Origin of the sequence: Streptomyces agglomeratus (genome assembly GCF_001746415.1) — a bacterium.
Classification (GTDB): Bacteria; Actinomycetota; Actinomycetes; order Streptomycetales; family Streptomycetaceae; genus Streptomyces; species Streptomyces agglomeratus.
The window spans coordinates 3398155-3419289 of record NZ_MEHJ01000001.1 but is presented as its reverse complement, the minus strand read 5'-3'; the positions used below and the strand labels follow the sequence as shown (position 1 = coordinate 3419289).

The 21135-nt window shown below is 66.7% G+C and carries 31 protein-coding genes; 30 read left to right on the top strand and 1 reads right to left on the bottom strand.

Features of this window, described 5'->3' with window-relative positions:
- Nucleotides 1-25: 25 nt before the first annotated feature.
- The 4 genes from rpsL to tuf all read left to right on the top strand — a co-directional run bounded on the left by rpsL (nt 26) and on the right by tuf (nt 4380).
- Complete coding sequence (gene rpsL / locus AS594_RS14610) at nt 26-397, top strand: 30S ribosomal protein S12 (RefSeq protein ID WP_003948652.1); 372 nt, start codon at nt 26-28, stop codon at nt 395-397.
- A 2-nt stretch (nt 398-399) separates the two neighbouring features.
- Nucleotides 400-870 (top strand): 30S ribosomal protein S7, encoded by a 471-nt coding sequence (rpsG, locus tag AS594_RS14605; RefSeq protein WP_028812383.1) that lies wholly within the window; start codon nt 400-402, stop codon nt 868-870.
- A 38-nt stretch (nt 871-908) separates the two neighbouring features.
- Nucleotides 909-3038: an elongation factor G gene (fusA, locus tag AS594_RS14600; protein ID WP_069927452.1), complete on the top strand. Its 2130-nt coding sequence runs from the start codon at nt 909-911 to the stop codon at nt 3036-3038.
- A 148-nt stretch (nt 3039-3186) separates the two neighbouring features.
- Nucleotides 3187-4380 (top strand): elongation factor Tu, encoded by a 1194-nt coding sequence (tuf, locus tag AS594_RS14595; RefSeq protein WP_069927451.1) that lies wholly within the window; start codon nt 3187-3189, stop codon nt 4378-4380.
- 131 nt (nt 4381-4511) lie between these two features.
- Here tuf and AS594_RS14590 read toward each other — a convergent pair whose 3' ends face one another.
- Nucleotides 4512-6527 (bottom strand): PIG-L family deacetylase, encoded by a 2016-nt coding sequence (locus AS594_RS14590; RefSeq protein WP_240509258.1) that lies wholly within the window; start codon nt 6525-6527, stop codon nt 4512-4514.
- Between the two features lie 308 nt (nt 6528-6835).
- Between AS594_RS14590 and AS594_RS45410 the strand changes: the two genes are divergently transcribed.
- From AS594_RS45410 to infA, 26 genes are all read left to right on the top strand, one after another.
- Nucleotides 6836-7396, top strand: a complete 561-nt coding sequence (locus tag AS594_RS45410) for a hypothetical protein (RefSeq protein WP_069927449.1) — start codon at nt 6836-6838, stop codon at nt 7394-7396.
- A 464-nt stretch (nt 7397-7860) separates the two neighbouring features.
- Nucleotides 7861-8169 (top strand): 30S ribosomal protein S10, encoded by a 309-nt coding sequence (gene rpsJ, locus AS594_RS14580; RefSeq protein ID WP_003948644.1) that lies wholly within the window; start codon nt 7861-7863, stop codon nt 8167-8169.
- An 11-nt stretch (nt 8170-8180) separates the two neighbouring features.
- On the top strand, nt 8181-8825 hold the full coding sequence (gene rplC, locus AS594_RS14575) for a 50S ribosomal protein L3 (protein WP_069927448.1): 645 nt from the start codon (nt 8181-8183) through the stop codon (nt 8823-8825).
- 7 nt (nt 8826-8832) lie between these two features.
- A complete protein-coding gene (rplD, locus tag AS594_RS14570) occupies nt 8833-9483 on the top strand; it encodes a 50S ribosomal protein L4 (RefSeq protein ID WP_069927447.1) in 651 nt (216 codons plus the stop codon).
- The gene (gene rplW, locus AS594_RS14565; RefSeq protein ID WP_028812375.1) at nt 9483-9806 is read left to right on the top strand and encodes a 50S ribosomal protein L23; all 324 of its coding nucleotides are present in this window, start codon (nt 9483-9485) and stop codon (nt 9804-9806) included. The genes rplD and rplW overlap by 1 nt, the downstream gene beginning before the upstream one ends.
- Before the next feature lie 39 nt (nt 9807-9845).
- The gene (rplB, locus tag AS594_RS14560) at nt 9846-10682 is read left to right on the top strand and encodes a 50S ribosomal protein L2 (protein ID WP_069927446.1); all 837 of its coding nucleotides are present in this window, start codon (nt 9846-9848) and stop codon (nt 10680-10682) included.
- A gap of 12 nt (nt 10683-10694) precedes the next feature.
- Nucleotides 10695-10976: a 30S ribosomal protein S19 gene (rpsS, locus tag AS594_RS14555; RefSeq protein ID WP_028812373.1), complete on the top strand. Its 282-nt coding sequence runs from the start codon at nt 10695-10697 to the stop codon at nt 10974-10976.
- A 41-nt stretch (nt 10977-11017) separates the two neighbouring features.
- A complete protein-coding gene (gene rplV / locus AS594_RS14550; RefSeq protein WP_069927445.1) occupies nt 11018-11365 on the top strand; it encodes a 50S ribosomal protein L22 in 348 nt (115 codons plus the stop codon).
- The gene (gene rpsC / locus AS594_RS14545; RefSeq protein WP_028812371.1) at nt 11365-12210 is read left to right on the top strand and encodes a 30S ribosomal protein S3; all 846 of its coding nucleotides are present in this window, start codon (nt 11365-11367) and stop codon (nt 12208-12210) included. Before rplV ends, rpsC begins: the two co-directional genes overlap by 1 nt.
- Nucleotides 12211-12215: 5 nt before the next feature.
- Nucleotides 12216-12635 carry a 50S ribosomal protein L16 gene (gene rplP / locus AS594_RS14540; protein WP_028812370.1) on the top strand — a complete coding sequence of 140 codons (420 nt, stop codon included), beginning with the start codon at nt 12216-12218 and terminating at the stop codon, nt 12633-12635.
- A complete protein-coding gene (rpmC, locus tag AS594_RS14535) occupies nt 12635-12859 on the top strand; it encodes a 50S ribosomal protein L29 (protein ID WP_028812369.1) in 225 nt (74 codons plus the stop codon). Before rplP ends, rpmC begins: the two co-directional genes overlap by 1 nt.
- A complete protein-coding gene (gene rpsQ / locus AS594_RS14530; RefSeq protein ID WP_014154586.1) occupies nt 12859-13143 on the top strand; it encodes a 30S ribosomal protein S17 in 285 nt (94 codons plus the stop codon). Before rpmC ends, rpsQ begins: the two co-directional genes overlap by 1 nt.
- Nucleotides 13144-13240: 97 nt before the next feature.
- Nucleotides 13241-13609 carry a 50S ribosomal protein L14 gene (rplN, locus tag AS594_RS14525; RefSeq protein ID WP_003966950.1) on the top strand — a complete coding sequence of 123 codons (369 nt, stop codon included), beginning with the start codon at nt 13241-13243 and terminating at the stop codon, nt 13607-13609.
- Nucleotides 13610-13611: 2 nt separating this feature from the next.
- Nucleotides 13612-13935, top strand: a complete 324-nt coding sequence (gene rplX, locus AS594_RS14520; RefSeq protein ID WP_069927444.1) for a 50S ribosomal protein L24 — start codon at nt 13612-13614, stop codon at nt 13933-13935.
- Nucleotides 13935-14492: a 50S ribosomal protein L5 gene (rplE, locus tag AS594_RS14515; protein ID WP_028812366.1), complete on the top strand. Its 558-nt coding sequence runs from the start codon at nt 13935-13937 to the stop codon at nt 14490-14492. Before rplX ends, rplE begins: the two co-directional genes overlap by 1 nt.
- Nucleotides 14493-14494: 2 nt before the next feature.
- Nucleotides 14495-14680: a type Z 30S ribosomal protein S14 gene (locus tag AS594_RS14510; RefSeq protein ID WP_004571834.1), complete on the top strand. Its 186-nt coding sequence runs from the start codon at nt 14495-14497 to the stop codon at nt 14678-14680.
- Nucleotides 14681-14902: 222 nt separating this feature from the next.
- A complete protein-coding gene (gene rpsH / locus AS594_RS14505; protein ID WP_028812365.1) occupies nt 14903-15301 on the top strand; it encodes a 30S ribosomal protein S8 in 399 nt (132 codons plus the stop codon).
- A 21-nt stretch (nt 15302-15322) separates the two neighbouring features.
- Nucleotides 15323-15862, top strand: a complete 540-nt coding sequence (gene rplF / locus AS594_RS14500) for a 50S ribosomal protein L6 (protein ID WP_069927443.1) — start codon at nt 15323-15325, stop codon at nt 15860-15862.
- A gap of 3 nt (nt 15863-15865) precedes the next feature.
- Nucleotides 15866-16249 carry a 50S ribosomal protein L18 gene (rplR, locus tag AS594_RS14495; protein ID WP_028812363.1) on the top strand — a complete coding sequence of 128 codons (384 nt, stop codon included), beginning with the start codon at nt 15866-15868 and terminating at the stop codon, nt 16247-16249.
- A 46-nt stretch (nt 16250-16295) separates the two neighbouring features.
- Nucleotides 16296-16898, top strand: a complete 603-nt coding sequence (rpsE, locus tag AS594_RS14490) for a 30S ribosomal protein S5 (protein WP_028812362.1) — start codon at nt 16296-16298, stop codon at nt 16896-16898.
- Nucleotides 16898-17080 carry a 50S ribosomal protein L30 gene (gene rpmD, locus AS594_RS14485; protein WP_028812361.1) on the top strand — a complete coding sequence of 61 codons (183 nt, stop codon included), beginning with the start codon at nt 16898-16900 and terminating at the stop codon, nt 17078-17080. The genes rpsE and rpmD overlap by 1 nt, the downstream gene beginning before the upstream one ends.
- 1 nt (nt 17081) lies before the next feature.
- Nucleotides 17082-17537 carry a 50S ribosomal protein L15 gene (gene rplO / locus AS594_RS14480; protein WP_069927442.1) on the top strand — a complete coding sequence of 152 codons (456 nt, stop codon included), beginning with the start codon at nt 17082-17084 and terminating at the stop codon, nt 17535-17537.
- 230 nt (nt 17538-17767) lie between these two features.
- Nucleotides 17768-19081, top strand: coding sequence for a preprotein translocase subunit SecY (gene secY, locus AS594_RS14475; RefSeq protein WP_069927441.1), 1314 nt, complete (start codon nt 17768-17770; stop codon nt 19079-19081).
- Nucleotides 19081-19743 carry an adenylate kinase gene (locus AS594_RS14470; RefSeq protein ID WP_069927440.1) on the top strand — a complete coding sequence of 221 codons (663 nt, stop codon included), beginning with the start codon at nt 19081-19083 and terminating at the stop codon, nt 19741-19743. Before secY ends, AS594_RS14470 begins: the two co-directional genes overlap by 1 nt.
- A 117-nt stretch (nt 19744-19860) precedes the next feature.
- Complete coding sequence (gene map / locus AS594_RS14465; protein WP_069930517.1) at nt 19861-20697, top strand: type I methionyl aminopeptidase; 837 nt, start codon at nt 19861-19863, stop codon at nt 20695-20697.
- Nucleotides 20698-20868: 171 nt separating this feature from the next.
- Nucleotides 20869-21090, top strand: a complete 222-nt coding sequence (gene infA / locus AS594_RS14460) for a translation initiation factor IF-1 (protein ID WP_003956442.1) — start codon at nt 20869-20871, stop codon at nt 21088-21090.
- The last annotated feature ends 45 nt before the right edge of the window (nt 21091-21135 follow it).

Below are 21135 nucleotides of genomic sequence, written 5' to 3'. Positions count from 1 at the left end.
TCGGCACACAGAAACCGGAGAAGTAGTGCCTACGATCCAGCAGCTGGTCCGCAAGGGCCGGCAGGACAAGGTCGAGAAGAACAAGACGCCCGCACTTGAGGGTTCCCCTCAGCGCCGGGGCGTCTGCACGCGTGTGTTCACGACCACCCCGAAGAAGCCGAACTCGGCCCTGCGTAAGGTCGCGCGTGTGCGTCTGACCAGCGGGATCGAGGTCACTGCTTACATCCCGGGTGAGGGACACAACCTGCAGGAGCACTCGATCGTGCTCGTGCGTGGTGGCCGTGTGAAGGACCTGCCGGGTGTTCGCTACAAGATCATCCGCGGCTCGCTCGACACCCAGGGTGTCAAGAACCGCAAGCAGGCCCGCAGCCGCTACGGCGCCAAGAAGGAGAAGTAAGAATGCCTCGTAAGGGCCCCGCCCCGAAGCGCCCGGTCATCATTGACCCGGTCTACAGCTCTCCTCTTGTCACGTCGCTGATCAACAAGATCCTGCTTGACGGCAAGCGTTCCACCGCCGAGCGCATCGTCTACGGCGCCATGGAAGGCCTCCGCGAGAAGACCGGCAACGACCCGGTCATCACGCTGAAGCGCGCGCTTGAGAACGTCAAGCCCTCGCTCGAGGTCAAGTCCCGCCGCGTCGGTGGCGCGACGTACCAGGTGCCGATCGAGGTCAAGCCCGGTCGTGCGGCCACCCTCGCGCTGCGCTGGGTCGTGGGTTACTCCCGCGCCCGCCGTGAGAAGACCATGACCGAGCGCCTCATGAACGAGCTGCTCGACGCCTCGAACGGTCTTGGCGCTGCCGTCAAGAAGCGTGAGGACACCCACAAGATGGCCGAGTCGAACAAGGCCTTCGCGCACTACCGCTGGTAGTCGCTACCCACATCGAGACCGAGAGAAGATTGAGCCTTATGGCCACCACTTCGCTTGACCTGGCCAAGGTCCGCAACATTGGGATCATGGCCCACATCGACGCGGGCAAGACGACCACCACCGAGCGGATCCTCTTCTACACCGGCGTGAGCTACAAGATCGGTGAAGTCCACGATGGCGCAGCCACCATGGACTGGATGGAGCAGGAGCAGGAGCGCGGCATCACGATCACGTCTGCCGCGACGACCTGTCACTGGCCGCTCAATGAGGTTGATCACACGATCAACATCATTGACACCCCCGGTCACGTCGACTTCACCGTCGAGGTGGAGCGTTCGCTCCGCGTCCTCGACGGTGCCGTCACCGTGTTCGACGGTGTGGCTGGCGTCGAGCCGCAGTCCGAGACCGTTTGGCGTCAGGCGGACCGCTACGGCGTCCCGCGTATCTGCTTCGTCAACAAGCTCGACCGCACCGGCGCCGAGTTCCACCGCTGCGTCGACATGATCGTCGACCGCCTCGGTGCGGTTCCGCTGGTCATGCAGCTCCCCATCGGTGCTGAAGCCGACTTCAAGGGCGTCGTCGACCTCGTGACGATGAAGGCCTTTGTCTGGTCCGCCGAGGCCGCCAAGGGCGAGATGTACGACATCGTCGACATCCCCGACACCCACACCGAGGCTGCCGAGGAATGGCGCGGCAAGCTCCTCGAGGCTGTCGCGGAGAACGACGACCAGATGATGGAGCTGTACCTCGACGGCACCGAGCCGTCGGTGGAGCAGCTGTACGCCGCCATCCGTCGTATCACCCTCGCCTCCAAGGGCAGCGCCGACTCCGTCACGGTCACCCCGGTGTTCTGTGGCACCGCGTTCAAGAACAAGGGCGTCCAGCCCCTGCTCGATGCGGTCGTGCGTTACCTGCCTTCCCCCCTGGACGTCGAGGCCATCGAAGGCCACGACGTCAAGGACCCGGAGAAGGTCGTCCAGCGCAAGCCTTCCGACGACGAGCCGTTCTCCGGTCTTGCATTCAAGATCATGAGCGACCCGCACCTCGGCAAGCTCACCTTCGTCCGGGTGTACTCGGGCCGCCTCGAGGCCGGCAGCTCCGTGCTGAACTCGGTCAAGGGCAAGAAGGAGCGCATCGGCAAGATCTACCGCATGCACGCGAACAAGCGTGAGGAGATCGCGTCGGTGGGCGCCGGTGACATCATCGCCGTCATGGGCCTGAAGCAGACCACCACGGGTGAGACGCTCTGCGACGAGAAGAACCCGGTGATCCTGGAGTCCATGGACTTCCCGGCGCCGGTCATCGAGGTCGCGATCGAGCCCAAGTCCAAGGGTGACCAGGAGAAGCTGGGTGTAGCCATCCAGCGTCTCTCGGAGGAGGACCCCTCCTTCCAGGTGCACACCAACGAGGAGACCGGCCAGACCGTCATCGGCGGTATGGGCGAGCTTCACCTCGAGGTTCTTGTCGACCGCATGAAGCGCGAATTCCGCGTCGAGGCGAACGTCGGCAAGCCCCAGGTCGCTTACCGCGAGACGATCCGCAAGGCCGTCGAGCGCATCGACTACACGCACAAGAAGCAGACTGGTGGTACCGGCCAGTTCGCGAAGGTGCAGATCGCCCTTGAGCCCATCGAGGGTGGCGACGCCTCGTACGAGTTCGTCAACAAGGTCACCGGTGGCCGCATCCCCCGGGAGTACATCCCGTCGGTGGACGCGGGCGCGCAGGAAGCCATGCAGTTCGGCATCCTGGCCGGCTACGAGATGGTCGGCGTTCGCGTCACCCTTCTCGACGGTGGTTACCACGAGGTCGACTCCTCGGAGCTCGCCTTCAAGATCGCCGGTTCGCAGGCGTTCAAGGAGGGTGCCCGCAAGGCCTCTCCCGTGCTCCTCGAGCCGATGATGGCCGTCGAGGTCACCACGCCCGAGGACTACATGGGCGATGTCATCGGCGACCTCAACTCCCGCCGTGGCCAGATCCAGGCCATGGAGGAGCGCAGCGGCGCTCGCGTCGTGAAGGGCCTCGTGCCCCTCTCGGAGATGTTCGGCTACGTCGGAGACCTCCGCAGCAAGACCTCGGGTCGCGCAAGCTACTCGATGCAGTTCGACTCCTACGCCGAGGTTCCGCGGAACGTCGCCGAGGAGATCATCGCGAAGGCCAAGGGCGAGTAACTCCCCCGAGTTGACGCTTTAGGCTTGACCCGACCGCCGGGGGCTTTCCCCCGCGATCCGTATGGGAAACCCCCGGCGGTCGGCATCCCAGCAAAGATCACCTGGCGCCGATGAAGCAAGGCGTACAGAACCACTCCAGGAGGACCCAGTGGCGAAGGCGAAGTTCGAGCGGACTAAGCCGCACGTCAACATCGGCACCATCGGTCACATTGACCACGGTAAGACGACGCTGACCGCGGCGATTACCAAGGTGCTGCATGACGCGTACCCGGACCTGAACGAGGCCTCGGCCTTCGACCAGATCGACAAGGCTCCTGAGGAGCGCCAGCGCGGTATCACGATCTCGATCGCGCACGTCGAGTACCAGACGGAGTCGCGTCACTACGCGCACGTCGACTGCCCCGGTCACGCGGACTACATCAAGAACATGATCACGGGTGCGGCGCAGATGGACGGCGCCATCCTCGTGGTCGCCGCCACCGACGGCCCGATGCCGCAGACCAAGGAGCACGTGCTCCTGGCCCGCCAGGTAGGCGTGCCGTACATCGTTGTCGCCCTGAACAAGGCCGACATGGTGGACGACGAGGAGATCCTGGAGCTCGTCGAGCTCGAGGTCCGTGAGCTCCTCTCCGAGTACGAGTTCCCGGGCGACGACCTCCCGGTCGTCAAGGTCTCGGCGCTCAAGGCGCTCGAGGGCGACAAGGAGTGGGGCCAGACCGTCCTCGACCTGATGAAGGCCGTCGACGAGTCGATCCCGCAGCCCGAGCGCGACGTCGACAAGCCGTTCCTGATGCCGATCGAGGACGTCTTCACGATCACCGGTCGTGGCACCGTCGTCACCGGTCGTATCGAGCGTGGTGTGCTCAAGGTCAACGAGACCGTCGACATCGTCGGTATCAAGGAAGAGAAGACCACCACCACGGTCACCGGCATCGAGATGTTCCGCAAGCTGCTCGACGAGGGCCAGGCCGGTGAGAACGTCGGTCTGCTCCTCCGTGGCATCAAGCGCGAGGACGTCGAGCGCGGCCAGGTCATCATCAAGCCCGGTTCGGTCACGCCGCACACCGAGTTCGAGGCCCAGGCCTACATCCTGTCGAAGGACGAGGGTGGCCGTCACACCCCCTTCTTCAACAACTACCGCCCGCAGTTCTACTTCCGTACGACTGACGTGACCGGCGTCGTTACCCTCCCCGAGGGCACCGAGATGGTCATGCCGGGCGACAACACCATCATGACGGTCGCGCTGATCCAGCCGGTCGCCATGGAGGAGGGCCTCAAGTTCGCCATCCGTGAGGGTGGCCGGACCGTCGGCGCCGGCCAGGTCACCAAGATCACCAAGTAATTCGGTGGCTTGACCTGGTTGCTCCTGCACGAGCACCAAGAAGGGCCCCGGCCCCGTCGTTCGCGACGGGTGCCGGGGCCCTTCTCTCGTTGGTCACGAGTGGCGGACTCGCCACCCGGTGAAGGAGCCCGCTACGGCCGCCACAGCCACGGGGCCGCGTCCGCTCCCATGCCCACCACCACCGGGCCCCGGCCCCCGGGGCCGAGGTGCAGGGTGGCGCCCTCCAGGGACGGCGGAAGGCCGTCGCGGCGCAGCAGGCGGCCTTCCGCCAGCAGCTGGACCCGGCCGTCCCGGTCCCGCCCCAGCAGGACCGGGCCGGCCGGTGCCGTCGCGGCCCCCACAGCGCCGTAACCGTGGAAGCGCACCCGCGCCGGGCGGGCGCCGCCGATCCGGGCCGTCGTCAGGTGGGCCGTGGCCGGGCGGCGGTAGATCAGGTCGATACCGCCGTCGGCGGCGGTGAGGGCGGTGGGGGAGCCGCCCGGTGTGGGCAGACCGGTACCGGGGCGGGCCGTCACGGGCCGGCCCGGCGCGTCCTGCGTCCAGTGGTGCACCGTCTCGTGGCCCGCGGCGAAGACATGGACCCGGCCGTGCCCGTCCACCGCTGTGGCCAGGCCGTCCTGGATCTCGCCGCCGCCGAGGTCACGCCAGGCGTCCCACCGGCCTGCCGTACCGCGCACCCGCGTGCTGATGCCCTTGTCCGCGTTCCGTACGAACAGATGGACCCGGCCGTCGGGCGCCGCCACCGCGACCGGCGAGCCGATGCGGCGGCCCCGTTCGTGGCGCTTCTCCGGATTGCCGAGACCCGTCCAGGCGCCGGACTCGCCGCCGGGGGCGCGTTCCTCCAGCAGTACGATCTCGCGCGTGTTCGCCGCGCCGTGACCCGCGAGCGAGGAGAACCGCAGTCCGAAGAGCAGCTGCCGGCCGTCCGGCAGTGCCGCCGCCCCGAGCGCCGGTGCCAGCGGTCCGCCGCCGAGGTCGTCCGGCGCGCCCCACACGCCGCTGCCGGGCGCCGTCTCGCGCCAGCGCGCCACCCGGAGGCCGAGCACGCCGTACGCCGTCAGCCTTCCGCCCGGGCCGGTGGCGACGATGGGGCGGGCGCCGGGATAGCGGTAGTGCGTGGAGCGGACCCAGCCCTTGCGGTTGGTGAGCGGGCGGTCGCCGCCGACGTTGTAGTCGCCGCAGCCCGCCGCGTTCCCGCACTCCCAGTCGGGCGACCCGCCGTACGGGACGAGGTGCGACGCCTTCTTCCTCAGGACGGGCTCCGGCAGGTTCTTCGGCCAGTGCCGGTTGTAGTAGCCCCGGTACGACGTGGCGACGAACCCCGGCACCTCCCCGCCGCCCTCCGTCGCCTCGGCGACCCGCCGGATCATCGCGGCCCACGCGAAGGAGGCGGCCGCCGTGTGGTCGGCGTGGTCGGAGTATCCCGGCTGCTCGCTGTCGCGGCGCCGGGTCGCCTCGTCGCTGTGCTGGATGTCGGGGTCCGGGTCGAGGGTCTGCACGACGGTGGGCAGGTACCGCTCCATCAGCCCCGCCAGTACGTCGACGAGCCCGTCGTGGTCGTACGAGCCGGGCTTCTCCAGCGGCGAGCCGTCGGCCACGACGGTGCGCAGCGAGAGGCCGCGCGCTTCCCACAGGCTGGGCAGGCCCGTCCGGCCCCGGGTGGTGTGCATGGCCAGGTTGAGGAAGACGAGCTCGACCCGGCGGTCACCGTTCACGAGCGTGTTCAGCTCGGCCTTCCGGTCGCCGCGCAGGGTGGTGACGGACCTCTGCCACCCGGTGAAGCGGGGGAGGCCCAGGAGGACGGCGTACGCCTGACGCAGTCCCTGATGGCGCGCGGAGGAGTACGCCGTACGGTCCGCGGGCTGCGGCCCCGCGCCGGGTACGCGGTTGACGCCATTGGCCTCGCCCGCGGTGACGTACACGCACACCAGCGGGACGCCGGAGTCCAGCGTCTGCTGGGTGTCCGGGTTCATGAAGTACAGGTCGTCGTCCGGGTGGGCGAGTATCTGGAGAAGCAGCGCGCGGCGGGGGCGGGATATCGGCTTGCCGGGCAGCGGATCGGGCGCCGGGCCGGTGCGGCGCGGGGCGGGCACGGAGCAGGAGCTGACGGCGAGTCCGGCGGCCGCGGCGGCTGCCGAGGTGATCAGCGCGCGTCTGTCCGGGCCGGACCGGGGTCCGCCCTCTCCCGGGCGCGCGGGCGCGCGGCCGCCTTCGTTCGTGCTGGCCAAGGCCGCGCTCCGTCCGCTTCCCCCGCAGCGGGCGTTCCCGCGCCGCGCGTACATCCCGTCGATCGCTGAGGCGCGGCCCGCCCCCCGAGGCCGGGCCGCGATGGTCTAGACGGCCGTCGGGCGCTCCGGGTTGCCCGGCGGAGGTTCCCGGTTCGCCGGGCGGCGGACCCGTTCGGAGCAGTCGCGGTCGAGTGGCAGAGAAAGATCACCCTGCTTACGTTCGAGAAATGAACCTTCGTACTGCCGCCGCGGCCCTGGTACTGGCTGCCGCCGCCTCCGTACCGCTGTCCGGCGTCTCGTACGCGCAGCCCGATCTCGACTGCAGCGACTTCGCCTTCCAGGAGGAGGCGCAGGCGGAGTTCGACCGGGACCCCACGGACCCGCACCGGCTCGACGAGGACCCGGGGGACGACGACCGGATCGCGTGCGAGGCGCTGCCCAGCAGGGGTGAGGTCGGCACGGCGACGGCCGTGCCCCGGCCGGCGGTCACCGTCACCACCACGACGACGGCCACGGCCCCGGCGTCGCCCACGACACCGGCCGCCACGGCCACGGCCGCGGTGACGCCGGCGACTCCGGCCACGACCGCCACCGCGCCGGCCACCACCGCCGCACCCGTTCAGCCCACCGTGTCCCCGAGTCTCGGAGTGAGGGGTGGCGCGGGCGGGACCATGGAAAGCGGCAGCAGCACCGCCGAGACCGCGCTCGGCGTGGGACTGACGGCCGCCGCCGTGCTGACCGTCGGCCTCGTCGTCGCCGGGCGTCGCCGTCGCGCCGGCCGCCGCTGACCGGACGCGGTGCGGCAGGGCCTACGGCGCGCCCGGGCGTAGCCCTGGGTTTGACGTTCGTCACCTACGGGGTAATCTCTTGCGCCCGATTGGCGCGGGCTGTGCCCCGTATGGCAGACTGTCGGGGTTGCTCGGTTGAGTGCCGATGCTGCGCGCCTCCCGTCGGGAGGACCGGAAGCGAGTCCCACAGTACTCGTCGTCCCAACTGCCCCTCCGGGCAGCGCTGGGGCGGACGTACGGGAATCTTTCGGGAAGCGTCAGCGGGGCTGATACCAGGCACCCGGTGGGTGTTTTCCCCCGGCCCGCGGTCACGGACCGCATCCCCTGCTTCAGGGAAAACCTTCGGGATTTCTTACTGGCGAGGATGCGACACGCCCGACCGCGTGGGTCGGAGAAGAACCGTGCTGACACAGGCAGCCCCCGGGTCCCAGAGCGTTTCGAGAGAACAGGACTACTAGGTAGCCATGGCGGGACAGAAGATCCGCATCCGGCTCAAGGCCTACGACCACGAGGTCATCGACTCTTCGGCGAAGAAGATCGTCGAGACGGTGACTCGCACTGGTGCGTCGGTCGCAGGCCCGGTGCCGCTGCCCACAGAGAAGAACGTGTACTGCGTCATCAAGTCGCCGCACAAGTACAAGGATTCTCGCGAGCACTTCGAGATGCGCACGCACAAGCGCCTCATCGACATCCTCGACCCCACTCCCAAGACCGTTGACTCGCTGATGCGCCTGGACCTTCCGGCCGGCGTTGACATCGAGATCAAGCTCTGAGGGGCGCGGAGATGGCTAAGCAGATTAAGGGAATCCTGGGCGAGAAGCTCGGCATGACCCAGGTCTGGGACGAGAACAACCGGGTTGTCCCGGTGACCGTCGTCAAGGCCGGGCCGAATGTCGTGACCCAGGTCCGCACGAACGACACCGACGGCTACGAGTCGGTCCAGATCGCCTTCGGCGAGATCGACCCTCGCAAGGTGAACAAGCCCCTCAAGGGCCACTTCGCCAAGGCCGACGTGACCCCGCGCCGCCACCTGGTGGAGCTCCGTACCTCCGACGCCAGCGAGTACACGCTCGGCCAGGAGATCACTGCCGAGGTGTTCGAGTCCGGCGTCAAGGTTGACGTCACGGGCAAGAGCAAGGGCAAGGGCTTCGCCGGTGTCATGAAGCGTCACAACTTCGCCGGTGGCAAGGCTTCGCACGGTGCCCACCGCGTGCACCGCAAGCCTGGTTCCATCGGTGGCTGTGCCACTCCCGGCCGTGTCTTCAAGGGCATGCGCATGGCGGGTCGTATGGGCAACGAGCGGGTCACCACCCAGAACCTGACCGTCCACGCCGTTGACGCCGAGAAGGGTCTGCTGCTCATCAAGGGCGCCGTCCCCGGCCCCAACGGTGGCCTCGTCCTGGTCCGCACCGCGGCCAAGGGGGTTTGAGGAACCGATGAGCACCATTGACATCCTTACGCCGGCAGGCGACAAGGCCGGGACCGTCGAACTCCCCGCGGAGATCTTCGACGCCAAGGTCAGCATCCCGCTGATCCACCAGGTCGTTGTCGCACAGCTGGCCGCTGCCCGTCAGGGCACGCACAAGACCAAGCGTCGCGGCGAAGTCCGTGGTGGCGGCAAGAAGCCGTACCGCCAGAAGGGCACCGGCCGCGCCCGTCAGGGTTCGACCCGCGCCCCGCAGTTCGCCGGCGGTGGCGTCGTCCACGGCCCGCAGCCGCGTGACTACTCGCAGCGCACGCCCAAGAAGATGAAGGCCGCCGCTCTGCGTGGCGCCCTCACCGACCGGGCCCGCAACGCTCGCATCCACGTCGTCTCCGACGTGGTCGAGGGTGCGGTTTCCACGAAGGCCGCGAAGAACCTGCTGGGCAAGGTCAGCGAGCGCAAGCACGTGCTCCTGGTCGCCGAGCGTTCGGACGAGGCCGCGTGGCTGTCCGCCCGCAACCTGCCCCAGGTGCACCTCCTGGAGCCGGGCCAGCTCAACACGTACGACGTGCTCGTCTCTGACGACGTGGTCTTCACCAAGGCCGCTTTCGAGTCTTTCGTGTCTGGCCCCAAGGCCGATGAGACCGAAGGGAGCGACGTCTGATGGCTGAGACGACCGTAACCAGCAAGACCTTCACGGACCCGCGCGACGTCCTCGTCAAGCCGGTTGTTTCCGAGAAGAGCTACGCGCTGCTCGACGAGAACAAGTACACGTTCATCGTCGCGCCCGGCTCCAACAAGACGCAGATCAAGCAGGCCGTTCAGGCGGTCTTCGGGGTCAAGGTCACCGGGGTCAACACGATCAACCGGCAGGGTAAGCGCAAGCGGACCAAGACCGGCTTCGGCAAGCGCGCCGACACCAAGCGCGCCATCGTGACCCTCGCCGAGGGCGACCGTATCGACATCTTCGGCGGCCCGACCTCCTGACGGAGGTCGAGTCGTCCGGAATCGGACGAGGACTGAGAAATGGGAATCCGCAAGTACAAGCCGACTACGCCGGGCCGCCGTGGCTCCTCCGTAGCCGACTTTGTCGAGATCACGCGGTCCACGCCGGAGAAGTCGCTGGTCCGCCCCCTGCACAGCAAGGGCGGCCGTAACAACGCCGGTCGGATCACCGTTCGCCACCAGGGTGGCGGACACAAGCGCGCCTACCGAGTGATCGACTTCCGTCGTCACGACAAGGACGGCGTGCCGGCGAAGGTCGCGCACATCGAGTACGACCCGAACCGCACCGCGCGCATCGCGCTCCTGCACTACGCAGACGGCGAGAAGCGCTACATCATCGCACCGCGTGGGCTCACGCAGGGTGACCGGATTGAGAACGGCCCTGGCGCCGACATCAAGCCCGGCAACAACCTGGCGCTGCGCAACATCCCGGTCGGTACGACCATCCACGCCATCGAGCTTCGGCCCGGCGGCGGCGCGAAGTTCGCCCGTTCCGCGGGTGCCTCCGTGCAGCTGCTGGCGAAGGAGGGCACGATGGCCCACCTTCGTATGCCTTCCGGTGAGATCCGCCTGGTCGACGCCCGCTGCCGCGCCACGATTGGCGAGGTCGGCAACGCCGAGCAGTCGAACATCAACTGGGGCAAGGCCGGCCGCATGCGCTGGAAGGGCGTCCGCCCGACCGTTCGTGGTGTCGCGATGAACCCCGTCGACCACCCGCACGGTGGTGGTGAGGGCAAGACCTCCGGTGGTCGCCACCCGGTCAGCCCGTGGGGTCAGAAGGAGGGTCGTACTCGCTCGCCGAAGAAGGCATCGAGCAAGTACATCGTCCGCCGCCGCAAGTCGAACAAGAAGCGCTAGGAGCGGGTTTAGATGCCGCGTAGTCTCAAGAAGGGGCCCTTCGTCGACGGACACCTCATCAAGAAGGTGGACGTACAGAACGAGGCAGGCACCAAGAACGTCATCAAGACCTGGTCCCGGCGCTCGATGATCATTCCCAGCATGCTGGGTCACACCATCGCGGTGCACAACGGCAAGATTCACGTCCCGGTGTTCGTCACCGAGTCGATGGTCGGCCACAAGCTCGGCGAGTTTGCGCCGACCCGCACCTTCCGCGGCCACGTCAAGGACGACCGCAAGTCGAAGCGCCGCTAAGGCGGGGTGCGATGACTATGAACGACACCGAAGGGACAACCATGGAAGCCAGGGCCCAGGCGCGGTACATCCGCGTCACGCCCATGAAGGCCCGCCGCGTGGTGGACCTTATCCGTGGCATGGATGCCACGGAGGCTCAGGCGGTCCTGCGTTTCGCCGCGCAGGCCGCGAGCGTGCCGGTAGGCAAGGTGCTTGACAGCGCCATTGCCAACGCTGCGCACAACTACGACCACACGGACGCCTCCTCGCTGGTCATCAGCGAGGCGTACGTCGACGAGGGCCCGACCCTGAAGCGGTTCCGTCCGCGTGCTCAGGGCCGTGCCTACCGGATCCGCAAGCGGACCAGCCACATCACCGTGGTCGTCAGCAGCAAGGAAGGTTCCCGGTAATGGGCCAGAAGGTAAACCCGCACGGGTTCCGGCTCGGCATCACCACGGACTTCAAGTCCCGTTGGTACGCCGACAAGCTGTACAAGGACTACGTCAAGGAAGACGTCGCCATCCGTCGGATGATGACGTCCGGCATGGAGCGCGCCGGCATCTCGAAGGTTGAGATCGAGCGCACCCGTGACCGCGTGCGTGTGGACATCCACACCGCTCGTCCGGGCATCGTCATCGGCCGCCGTGGCGCCGAGGCCGACCGCATCCGCGGTGACCTCGAGAAGCTCACGGGCAAGCAGGTCCAGCTGAACATCCTCGAGGTCAAGAACCCTGAGATGGACGCTCAGCTGGTTGCCCAGGCCGTTGCCGAGCAGCTCTCCTCCCGCGTCTCCTTCCGTCGCGCCATGCGTAAGAGCATGCAGGGCACGATGAAGGCCGGCGCCAAGGGCATCAAGATCCAGTGTGGTGGCCGTCTCGGCGGCGCCGAGATGTCCCGGTCCGAGTTCTACCGCGAGGGTCGTGTGCCGCTGCACACGCTGCGCGCGAACGTGGACTACGGCTTCTTCGAGGCCAAGACCACCTTCGGCCGTATCGGCGTGAAGGTCTGGATCTACAAGGGCGACGTCAAGAACATCGCCGAGGTCCGTGCCGAGAACGCCGCGGCCCGTGCGGGTAACCGCCCGGCCCGTGGTGGCGGCGCGGCCGACCGTCCGGCCGGTGGCCGTGGCGGACGTGGTGGCGAGCGTGGCGGCCGCGGCCGCAAGCCGCAGCAGGGCGCACCGGCAGCAGAGGCCCCCAAGGCCGACGCTCCCGCCGCCGCTGCTCCGGCTGAGAGCACCGGAACGGAGGCCTGACCGAAATGCTGATCCCTCGTAGGGTCAAGCACCGCAAGCAGCACCACCCCAAGCGCCGTGGTATGGCGAAGGGTGGCACTGAGGTCGCATTCGGCGAGTACGGCATCCAGGCGCTGACCCCGGCCTACGTGACGAACCGCCAGATCGAGGCTGCTCGTATCGCGATGACCCGCCACATCAAGCGTGGCGGCAAGGTCTGGATCAACATCTACCCGGACCGCCCGCTGACGAAGAAGCCTGCCGAGACCCGCATGGGTTCCGGTAAGGGTTCTCCCGAGTGGTGGATCGCGAACGTGCACCCGGGCCGGGTCATGTTCGAGCTGTCCTACCCGAACGAGAAGATTGCTCGTGAGGCGCTCACCCGCGCTGCTCACAAGCTTCCGATGAAGTGCCGGATTGTTCGGCGCGAGGCAGGTGAGTCGTGATGGCGGCCGGTACCAAGGCGACCGAGCTGCGCGAGCTCAACGACGAGGACCTCGTCGCGAAGCTGCGTGAGGCCAAGGAAGAACTGTTCAATCTCCGCTTCCAGGCGGCGACCGGACAGCTCGAGAACCACGGCCGGCTCAAGTCCGTCCGTAAGGACATCGCCCGGATCTACACCCTGATGCGTGAGCGCGAGCTGGGCATCGAGACGGTGGAGAGCGCCTGATGAGCGAGAAGACTGTGACTGAGACCAACACCGACCGCGGCTTCCGCAAGACCCGCGAGGGTCTCGTCGTCAGCGACAAGATGGACAAGACCGTCGTCGTCGCTGTCGAGGATCGCGTCAAGCACGCCCTGTACGGCAAGGTCATCCGCCGTACGAACAAGCTCAAGGCTCACGACGAGCAGAACGCTGCCGGCGTCGGCGACCGCGTCCTCATCATGGAGACGCGTCCGCTGTCGGCGAGCAAGCGCTGGCGCATCGTCGAGATCCTCGAGAAGGCCAAGTAACAATCCCTGAGGGGTTTCCCTCAGGGCAGTTCCGCCAGGCTCGGCAGGGGCACTCCGGTGCCCCTGCCGGGAACCGGCAGACGATCAGGAGATAGACGTGATCCAGCAGGAGTCGCGACTGCGTGTCGCCGACAACACGGGTGCGAAGGAAATTCTCACCATCCGTGTTCTCGGTGGCTCGGGTCGCCGCTACGCGGGCATCGGCGACGTCATCGTCGCCACCGTCAAGGACGCGATCCCCGGCGGCAACGTGAAGAAGGGTGACGTCGTCAAGGCGGTCATCGTTCGCACCGTCAAGGAGCGCCGCCGCCAGGACGGCTCGTACATCCGCTTCGACGAGAACGCCGCTGTCATTCTCAAGAACGACGGCGACCCTCGTGGCACCCGTATCTTCGGCCCGGTGGGCCGTGAGCTGCGCGAGAAGAAGTTCATGAAGATCATCTCGCTCGCGCCGGAGGTGCTGTAAGCATGAAGATCAAGAAGGGCGACCTGGTTCAGGTCATCACCGGTAAGGACAAGGGCAAGCAGGGCAAGGTCATTCTGGCCGTTCCCCGCGAGAACCGCGTCCTGGTCGAGGGTGTCAACCGGGTCAAGAAGCACACGAAGGCCGGTCAGACCGCTCGCGGTTCGCAGACCGGTGGCATTGTGACGACCGAGGCCCTGATCCACGTCAGCAACGTTCAGCTGGTCGTGGAGAAGGACGGCAAGAAGGTCGTTACTCGCGTCGGCTACCGCTTTGACGACGAGGGCAACAAGATCCGCGTTGCCAAGCGCACCGGTGAGGACATCTGATGACTACCACCACCGCGCCGCGTCTGAAGCTGCGCTACCGCGAGGAGATCGCGGGCAAGCTGCGTGAAGAGTTCTCCTACGAGAACGTCATGCAGATCCCCGGTCTCGTCAAGATCGTGGTCAACATGGGTGTGGGCGACGCCGCCCGCGACTCCAAGCTGATCGATGGCGCGATTCGCGACCTCACCACGATCACCGGCCAGAAGCCGGCCGTCACCAAGGCCCGGAAGTCCATCGCGCAGTTCAAGCTGCGCGAGGGTCAGCCGATCGGCTGCCACGTCACCCTCCGCGGTGACCGCATGTGGGAGTTCCTGGACCGTACGCTGTCGCTCGCGCTGCCGCGTATCCGTGACTTCCGTGGTCTGTCGCCGAAGCAGTTCGACGGCCGTGGCAACTACACCTTCGGTCTCACGGAGCAGGTCATGTTCCACGAGATCGACCAGGACAAGATCGACCGGGTCCGGGGCATGGACATCACCGTGGTCACCACGGCGACCAACGACGACGAGGGTCGTGCCCTCCTTCGTCACCTCGGCTTCCCGTTCAAGGAGAACTGACCGTGGCGAAGAAGGCCCTGATCGCTAAGGCGGCCCGCAAGCCGAAGTTCGCTGTGCGCGCGTACACGCGTTGCCAGCGCTGCGGCCGGCCGCACTCCGTCTACCGCAAGTTCGGCCTGTGCCGCGTGTGCCTTCGTGAGATGGCTCACCGTGGCGAGCTGCCGGGCGTGACCAAGAGCTCCTGGTAGTCCCGTACTGCCCTTCGGGCGTGCGGATTTCCAGAAGCTCTCGGTAAGTATCTGGTCGGCAGGAGCCCGACACCGCATGCCGTAGGCTTGCGGGGTTGGGCGCCTGCCGCCCTGACCGACTTACTACGCCGTAGGTCCCCGCACCGCACCCGTCCCGCCACTGAGTGGGGAGAGGGATGGCGCATACAGGAAACCCCGGCGAGAGAGGCCGAAGGCCAATTCATGACCATGACTGATCCGATCGCGGACATGCTGACTCGTCTGCGTAACGCGAACTCGGCGTACCACGACACCGTGGCTATGCCGCACAGCAAGATCAAGTCGCACATCGCGGAGATCCTCCAGCAGGAGGGCTTCATCACCGGCTGGAAGGTCGAGGACGCCGAAGTCGGCAAGTCCCTCGTTCTCGAGCTGAAGTTCGGCCCGAACCGTGAGCGCTCCATTGCGGGCATCAAGCGGATCTCGAAGCCGGGTCTGCGTGTGTACGCGAAGTCCACCAACCTGCCGAAGGTTCTCGGCGGCCTGGGCGTGGCGATCATCTCCACGTCCCACGGTCTCCTGACCGGCCAGCAGGCAGGCAAGAAGGGCGTAGGTGGGGAAGTCCTCGCCTACGTCTGGTAGTCGGGAACGGAGGAAAAGCTAATGTCGCGAATCGGCAAGCTCCCCATCCAGGTTCCCGCCGGTGTGGACGTCACCATCGATGGCCGCACGGTCGCGGTGAAGGGCCCCAAGGGTTCCCTCTCGCACACCGTCGCCGCGCCGATCGAGGTCACCAAGGGTGAGGACGGCGTGCTCAGCGTCACCCGCCCGAACGACGAGCGTCAGAACAAGGCCCTTCACGGCCTGTCCCGCACGCTGGTGGCGAACATGATCACCGGCGTGACCACGGGTTACACGAAGGCGCTCGAGATCAGCGGTGTCGGTTACCGCGTCCAGGCGAAGGGCTCCAACCTGGAGTTCGCCCTGGGCTACAGCCACCCGATCGTCGTTGAGGCCCCCGAGGGCATCACCTTCAAGGTCGAGTCGCCCACGAAGCTCAGCGTCGAGGGCATCGACAAGCAGAAGGTCGGCGAGGTCGCCGCTAACATCCGCAAGCTGCGGAAGCCCGACCCGTACAAGGCCAAGGGCGTCAAGTACGCCGGCGAGGTTATCCGCCGCAAGGTTGGAAAGGCGGGTAAGTAAGCCATGGCATACGGTGTAAAGATCGCCAAGGGTGACGCGTACAAGCGCGCTGCCATCAAGCGCCGCCACATCCGCGTCCGCAAGCACGTCTCCGGTACGCCGGAGCGTCCTCGCCTGGTCGTGACGCGCTCCAACCGCAACATCGTTGCTCAGGTCATCGACGACATCGCGGGCCACACGCTCGCGTCGGCGTCGACCTTGGACGCTTCGATCCGCGGTGGCGAGGCCGACAAGAGCGCCCAGGCCCAGCAGGTCGGCGCGCTTGTCGCCGAGCGTGCCAAGGCTGCCGGCGTCGAGGCCGTCGTGTTCGACCGTGGTGGCAACAGGTACGCCGGGCGCATTGCCGCTCTGGCTGACGCCGCCCGCGAAGCCGGGCTGAAGTTCTAAGCCCCGGTTCCGGGACTAACGGACGTAACAGAGAGAGGTAAATCCAATGGCTGGACCCCAGCGCCGCGGAAGCGGTGCCGGTGGCGGCGAGCGGCGGGACCGGAAGGGTCGCGACGGTGGCGCTGCCGCCGAGAAGACCGCTTACGTTGAGCGCGTTGTCGCGATCAACCGTGTCGCCAAGGTTGTCAAGGGTGGTCGCCGCTTCAGCTTCACCGCGCTGGTCGTGGTGGGCGACGGTGACGGCACTGTAGGCGTCGGATACGGCAAGGCCAAGGAAGTTCCCGCGGCCATCGCCAAGGGCGTTGAAGAGGCCAAGAAGTCCTTCTTCAAGGTTCCGCGCATCCAGGGCACCATCCCTCACCCGATTCAGGGCGAGAAGGCTGCGGGCGTCGTCCTGCTCAAGCCGGCTTCCCCCGGTACCGGCGTTATCGCCGGTGGCCCGGTGCGTGCCGTACTCGAGTGCGCCGGCGTTCACGACATCCTGTCGAAGTCGCTCGGCTCGTCGAACCCCATCAACATCGTCCACGCGACTGTGACGGCCCTCAAGGGTCTCCAGCGTCCCGAGGAGATCGCGGCTCGCCGTGGTCTGCCCCTCGAGGACGTGGCCCCCGCGGCCCTGCTCCGTGCGCGTGCGGGAGCGGGTGCGTAATGGCCCGTCTCCAGATCACGCAGACGAAGTCGTACATCGGCAGCAAGCAGAACCACCGCGACACCCTGCGTTCGCTCGGGCTCAAGCGCCTGAACGACGTGGTTGTCAAGGAGGACCGCCCCGAGTTCCGCGGAATGGTTCACACCGTCCGCCACCTCGTGACGGTTGAGGAGGTCGACTGACATGGCGGAGAACAACCCGCTGAAGGTCCACAACCTCCGGCCCGCCCCGGGCGCCAAGACCGCCAAGACCCGTGTGGGTCGTGGTGAGGCGTCCAAGGGTAAGACCGCAGGTCGTGGTACCAAGGGCACCAAGGCCCGTTACCAGGTTCCGCAGCGCTTCGAGGGCGGGCAGATGCCCCTCCACATGCGTCTGCCGAAGCTCAAGGGCTTCAAGAACCCGTTCCGCACCGAGTACCAGGTCGTGAACCTGGACAAGCTCGCCGACCTCTACCCGCAGGGTGGAGAGGTCACGGTGGCCGATCTGGTCGCCAAGGGTGCGGTCCGTAAGAACCAGCTCGTCAAGGTGCTCGGCGCCGGCGAGGTCTCCGTGGCGCTGACGGTGACGGTTGACGCCGTTTCCGCCTCCGCCAAGGAGAAGATCGCTGCCGCTGGCGGCACCGTCACCGAGCTCGTCTGAGAGACGAGCCCGATGGCTTGAACACCGACCGGGGATGCCTCCCAAAAGGGGGCATCCCCGGTTGGTCGTTCCTAGGGGGGCATGGTCGCCGGTATGGTGGCGTGCACCGTTAACTTCCGTGCGGTACGCCCGCACGGCTTTTGACAGCTTTGTATTCGTTTTTCGTCGGATTCGTCGATCCTCAATACCGTCACCTCTGACGCAGTAGCGCGGGGGTCGCAGGAGGCACCGTGCTCACCGCGTTCGCCCGGGCGTTCAAGACGCCCGACCTGCGCAAGAAGCTGCTCTTCACACTGGGCATCATCGTGCTGTACAGGCTCGGGGCCCACGTTCCGGTTCCCGGCGTCAACTACAAGAACGTGCAGATCTGTGTCGACTCGGCAGAGACGGGCGGGCTCTTCGGGCTCGTCAACCTGTTCAGCGGTGGCGCTCTGTTGCAGATCACGATCTTTGCGCTCGGCATCATGCCGTACATCACGGCGAGCATCATCCTTCAGCTTCTGACCGTGGTGATCCCGCGACTGGAGGCCCTCAAGAAGGAGGGACAGTCCGGAACCGCCAAGATCACGCAGTACACGCGGTACCTGACGGTCGCCCTGGCCGTGCTCCAGGGCACCGGTCTGGTGGCCACCGCCCGTAACGGCGCCATCTTCCAGGGCTGTCAGGTAGCGGATCAGATCGTCCCGGACAAGTCGATCTTCGTCACGATCACGATGGTGATCACGATGACCGCGGGCACCGCGGCCGTCATGTGGCTCGGTGAGCTCGTCACCGACCGCGGCATCGGCAACGGCATGTCGATCCTGATGTTCATCTCGATCGCCGCCGGCTTCCCGGGCGCCCTGTGGGCCATCAAGAAGAAGGGCGAGCTCGCCGACGGCTGGATCGAGTTCGGCATCGTGATCCTGGTCGGCTTCGCCATGGTCGGCCTCGTGGTCTTCGTCGAGCAGGCGCAGCGCAGGATTCCCGTGCAGTACGCGAAGCGCATGATCGGCCGCAAGTCCTACGGCGGTACGTCCACGTACATCCCCCTGAAGGTGAACCAGGCCGGTGTGATCCCGGTCATCTTCGCCTCGTCCCTGCTCTACATCCCCATGCTGATCGTCCAGTTCAGCGGTGGCGGTGCAAACTCCAGCTGGGGCAGGTGGATTCAGGGGAACTTCGTGGATGGCGAGCCCATCTACATCGCCACGTACTTCTTGTTGATCGTGTTCTTCGCCTTCTTCTATGTGGCGATCTCGTTCAACCCCGAGGAAGTCGCCGACAACATGAAGAAGTATGGTGGCTTCATCCCGGGTATCCGGGCAGGTCGGCCTACCGCCGAGTACCTGAGCTACGTGCTCAACCGGATCACGTGGCCGGGCTCGCTGTATCTGGGTCTGATCGCTCTTGTGCCGACAATGGCGTTGGCGGGCTTCGGCGCGAACGCGGACTTCCCCTTCGGTGGAACAAGCATCCTCATCATCGTGGGTGTGGGTCTGGAGACCGTGAAGCAGATCGAGAGCCAGCTCCAGCAGCGCAATTACGAAGGGTTCCTCCGCTGATGCGAATCGTCCTCGTCGGGCCGCCCGGTGCCGGCAAGGGAACGCAGGCCGCGTTCCTTGCCAAGAACCTGTCGATCCCGCACATCTCAACGGGCGACCTCTTCCGAGCCAACATCAGCCAGGGCACCGACCTTGGCAAGCAGGCGAAGGCGTTCATGGACGCCGGCAACCTGGTACCGGACGAGGTCACCATCGGGATGGCCAAGGACCGCATGGCCCAGGCCGACGCCGAGGGCGGTTTCCTGCTGGACGGCTTCCCGCGGAACGTCTCGCAGGCCGTGGCGCTCGACGCGTCGCTGAAGGCCGAGGGCCAGCAGCTCGACGGCGTGCTGGACCTGGAAGTCCCCGAGGACGAGGTCGTGAAGCGGATCGCGGGCCGTCGTACCTGCCGCAACGACTCGAGCCACGTCTTCCACGTGACGTACAGCCCGCCCAAGGAAGACGGCGTCTGTGATGTCTGCGGCGGCGAGCTCTACCAGCGCGGTGACGACACCGAGGAAACGGTGCGGCGCCGGCTGGAGGTCTACCACAGCGAGACCGAGCCGATCATCGACCACTACAAGGCTCAGGGCCTGGTGGTCACCATCTCCGCGCTGGGCAAGGTCGACGAAGTGACCAAGCGCGCGATGGAAGCCCTGAAGAAGTCCTCCGACGAGGGCTGAGCGAGCGAGCAGTACAACGGTTGCGGCCGCGGTGTCCGAGAGGCACCGCGGCCGTACTGTTGGGCACGTAGGACAAGCGGTTACCGCGTAATGACAGCGAAGGCGGAAGGCACACGCATGGTGGAGATCAAGACCCCCGAGCAGATCGCGAAGATGCGCGAGGCGGGGCTGGTCGTCGCCGCCGTCCACGCGGCCACGCGCGAGGCGGCCGTGCCGGGCGCCACCACCCGGGACCTGGACGAGGTCTCCCGCAAGGTGCTCGCCGAGCACGGCGCGAAGTCGAACTTCCTCGGGTACGGCGGTTTCCCCGCGACCATCTGCACCTCGGTCAACGAGGTCGTCGTCCACGGCATCCCGGACGAGAAGACGGTCCTCAAGGACGGCGACATCATCTCGATCGACGCCGGCGCGATCGTCGACGGCTGGCACGGGGACGCGGCGTACACCGCCTTCGTCGGTACGGGTCACGCGCCCGAGCTGATCGAGCTCTCCCGGGTGACCGAGGAGTCGATGTGGGCCGGCCTGGCCGCGATGAAGCTGGGCAACCGGCTGGTCGACATCTCCAAGGCGATCGAGTCGTACATCCGCCGCCAGCCCCGTCCGGCGACGGGCAAGTACGGGATCATCGAGGACTACGGCGGCCACGGCATCGGCTCCGAGATGCACATGGACCCGCACCTGCTGAACTACGTCACGCGCAAGCGCGGCAAGGGCCCGAAGCTGGTCCCCGGCTTCTGCCTGGCGATCGAGCCGATGGTGAGCCTCGGTACGGCGCGCACGGATGTCCTGGAGGACAACTGGACCGTCGTCACCACCGACGGCACCTGGTCCTCGCACTGGGAGCACTCCGTGGCGCTGACGGAGGAGGGGCCGTTGGTCCTGACCGCCGTCGACGGCGGCAAGGCGAAGCTGGCGGAGTACGGCGTGACCGCCGCGCCGGACCCGCTCGCCTGAGCCCGACAGCCGCCTGGACCGAACAGCTTAACGATCTTGACAGTTGGGCAAACTCCCCGGATTCGTCTTTTCCGGGTGCCTGACGTAGACTGACTCGTCGGCTCGCGTGTACCCGTATGCCTGCATACGGATGCGTGAGTCGATCAAGGTAGCCGATTCGAAGGGCGAAGCGTGGCCAAGAAGCAAGGTGCCATCGAAATCGAGGGCACCGTGATCGAGTCCCTCCCGAACGCAATGTTCAAGGTGGAACTTCAGAACGGTCACAAAGTCCTAGCGCACATCAGCGGCAAGATGCGTATGCACTACATCCGCATCCTCCCGGATGACCGGGTCGTCGTGGAGCTGTCTCCGTACGACCTGACGCGTGGCCGGATCGTCTACCGGTACAAGTAGATCTTGCCCGCGCCCCGTGTCTCACGGGGTGATTGGCACTGACCC

Bases quoted from the DNA above. Each gene is read 5' to 3' on its own strand.
- rpsG (WP_028812383.1), top strand. From the start codon at position 400: ATGCCTCGTAAGGGCCCCGCCCCGAAGCGCCCGGTCATCATTGACCCG.
- fusA (WP_069927452.1), top strand. From the start codon at position 909: ATGGCCACCACTTCGCTTGACCTGGCCAAGGTCCGCAACATTGGGATC.
- AS594_RS45410 (WP_069927449.1), top strand. From the start codon at position 6,836: ATGAACCTTCGTACTGCCGCCGCGGCCCTGGTACTGGCTGCCGCCGCC.
- rpsJ (WP_003948644.1), top strand. From the start codon at position 7,861: ATGGCGGGACAGAAGATCCGCATCCGGCTCAAGGCCTACGACCACGAG.
- rplC (WP_069927448.1), top strand. From the start codon at position 8,181: ATGGCTAAGCAGATTAAGGGAATCCTGGGCGAGAAGCTCGGCATGACC.
- rplD (WP_069927447.1), top strand. From the start codon at position 8,833: ATGAGCACCATTGACATCCTTACGCCGGCAGGCGACAAGGCCGGGACC.
- rplW (WP_028812375.1), top strand. From the start codon at position 9,483: ATGGCTGAGACGACCGTAACCAGCAAGACCTTCACGGACCCGCGCGAC.
- rplB (WP_069927446.1), top strand. From the start codon at position 9,846: ATGGGAATCCGCAAGTACAAGCCGACTACGCCGGGCCGCCGTGGCTCC.
- rpsS (WP_028812373.1), top strand. From the start codon at position 10,695: ATGCCGCGTAGTCTCAAGAAGGGGCCCTTCGTCGACGGACACCTCATC.
- rplV (WP_069927445.1), top strand. From the start codon at position 11,018: ATGGAAGCCAGGGCCCAGGCGCGGTACATCCGCGTCACGCCCATGAAG.
- rpsC (WP_028812371.1), top strand. From the start codon at position 11,365: ATGGGCCAGAAGGTAAACCCGCACGGGTTCCGGCTCGGCATCACCACG.
- rplP (WP_028812370.1), top strand. From the start codon at position 12,216: ATGCTGATCCCTCGTAGGGTCAAGCACCGCAAGCAGCACCACCCCAAG.
- rpmC (WP_028812369.1), top strand. From the start codon at position 12,635: ATGGCGGCCGGTACCAAGGCGACCGAGCTGCGCGAGCTCAACGACGAG.
- rpsQ (WP_014154586.1), top strand. From the start codon at position 12,859: ATGAGCGAGAAGACTGTGACTGAGACCAACACCGACCGCGGCTTCCGC.
- rplX (WP_069927444.1), top strand. From the start codon at position 13,612: ATGAAGATCAAGAAGGGCGACCTGGTTCAGGTCATCACCGGTAAGGAC.
- rplE (WP_028812366.1), top strand. From the start codon at position 13,935: ATGACTACCACCACCGCGCCGCGTCTGAAGCTGCGCTACCGCGAGGAG.
- rpsH (WP_028812365.1), top strand. From the start codon at position 14,903: ATGACCATGACTGATCCGATCGCGGACATGCTGACTCGTCTGCGTAAC.
- rplF (WP_069927443.1), top strand. From the start codon at position 15,323: ATGTCGCGAATCGGCAAGCTCCCCATCCAGGTTCCCGCCGGTGTGGAC.
- rplR (WP_028812363.1), top strand. From the start codon at position 15,866: ATGGCATACGGTGTAAAGATCGCCAAGGGTGACGCGTACAAGCGCGCT.
- rpsE (WP_028812362.1), top strand. From the start codon at position 16,296: ATGGCTGGACCCCAGCGCCGCGGAAGCGGTGCCGGTGGCGGCGAGCGG.
- rpmD (WP_028812361.1), top strand. From the start codon at position 16,898: ATGGCCCGTCTCCAGATCACGCAGACGAAGTCGTACATCGGCAGCAAG.
- rplO (WP_069927442.1), top strand. From the start codon at position 17,082: ATGGCGGAGAACAACCCGCTGAAGGTCCACAACCTCCGGCCCGCCCCG.
- AS594_RS14470 (WP_069927440.1), top strand. From the start codon at position 19,081: ATGCGAATCGTCCTCGTCGGGCCGCCCGGTGCCGGCAAGGGAACGCAG.
- map (WP_069930517.1), top strand. From the start codon at position 19,861: ATGGTGGAGATCAAGACCCCCGAGCAGATCGCGAAGATGCGCGAGGCG.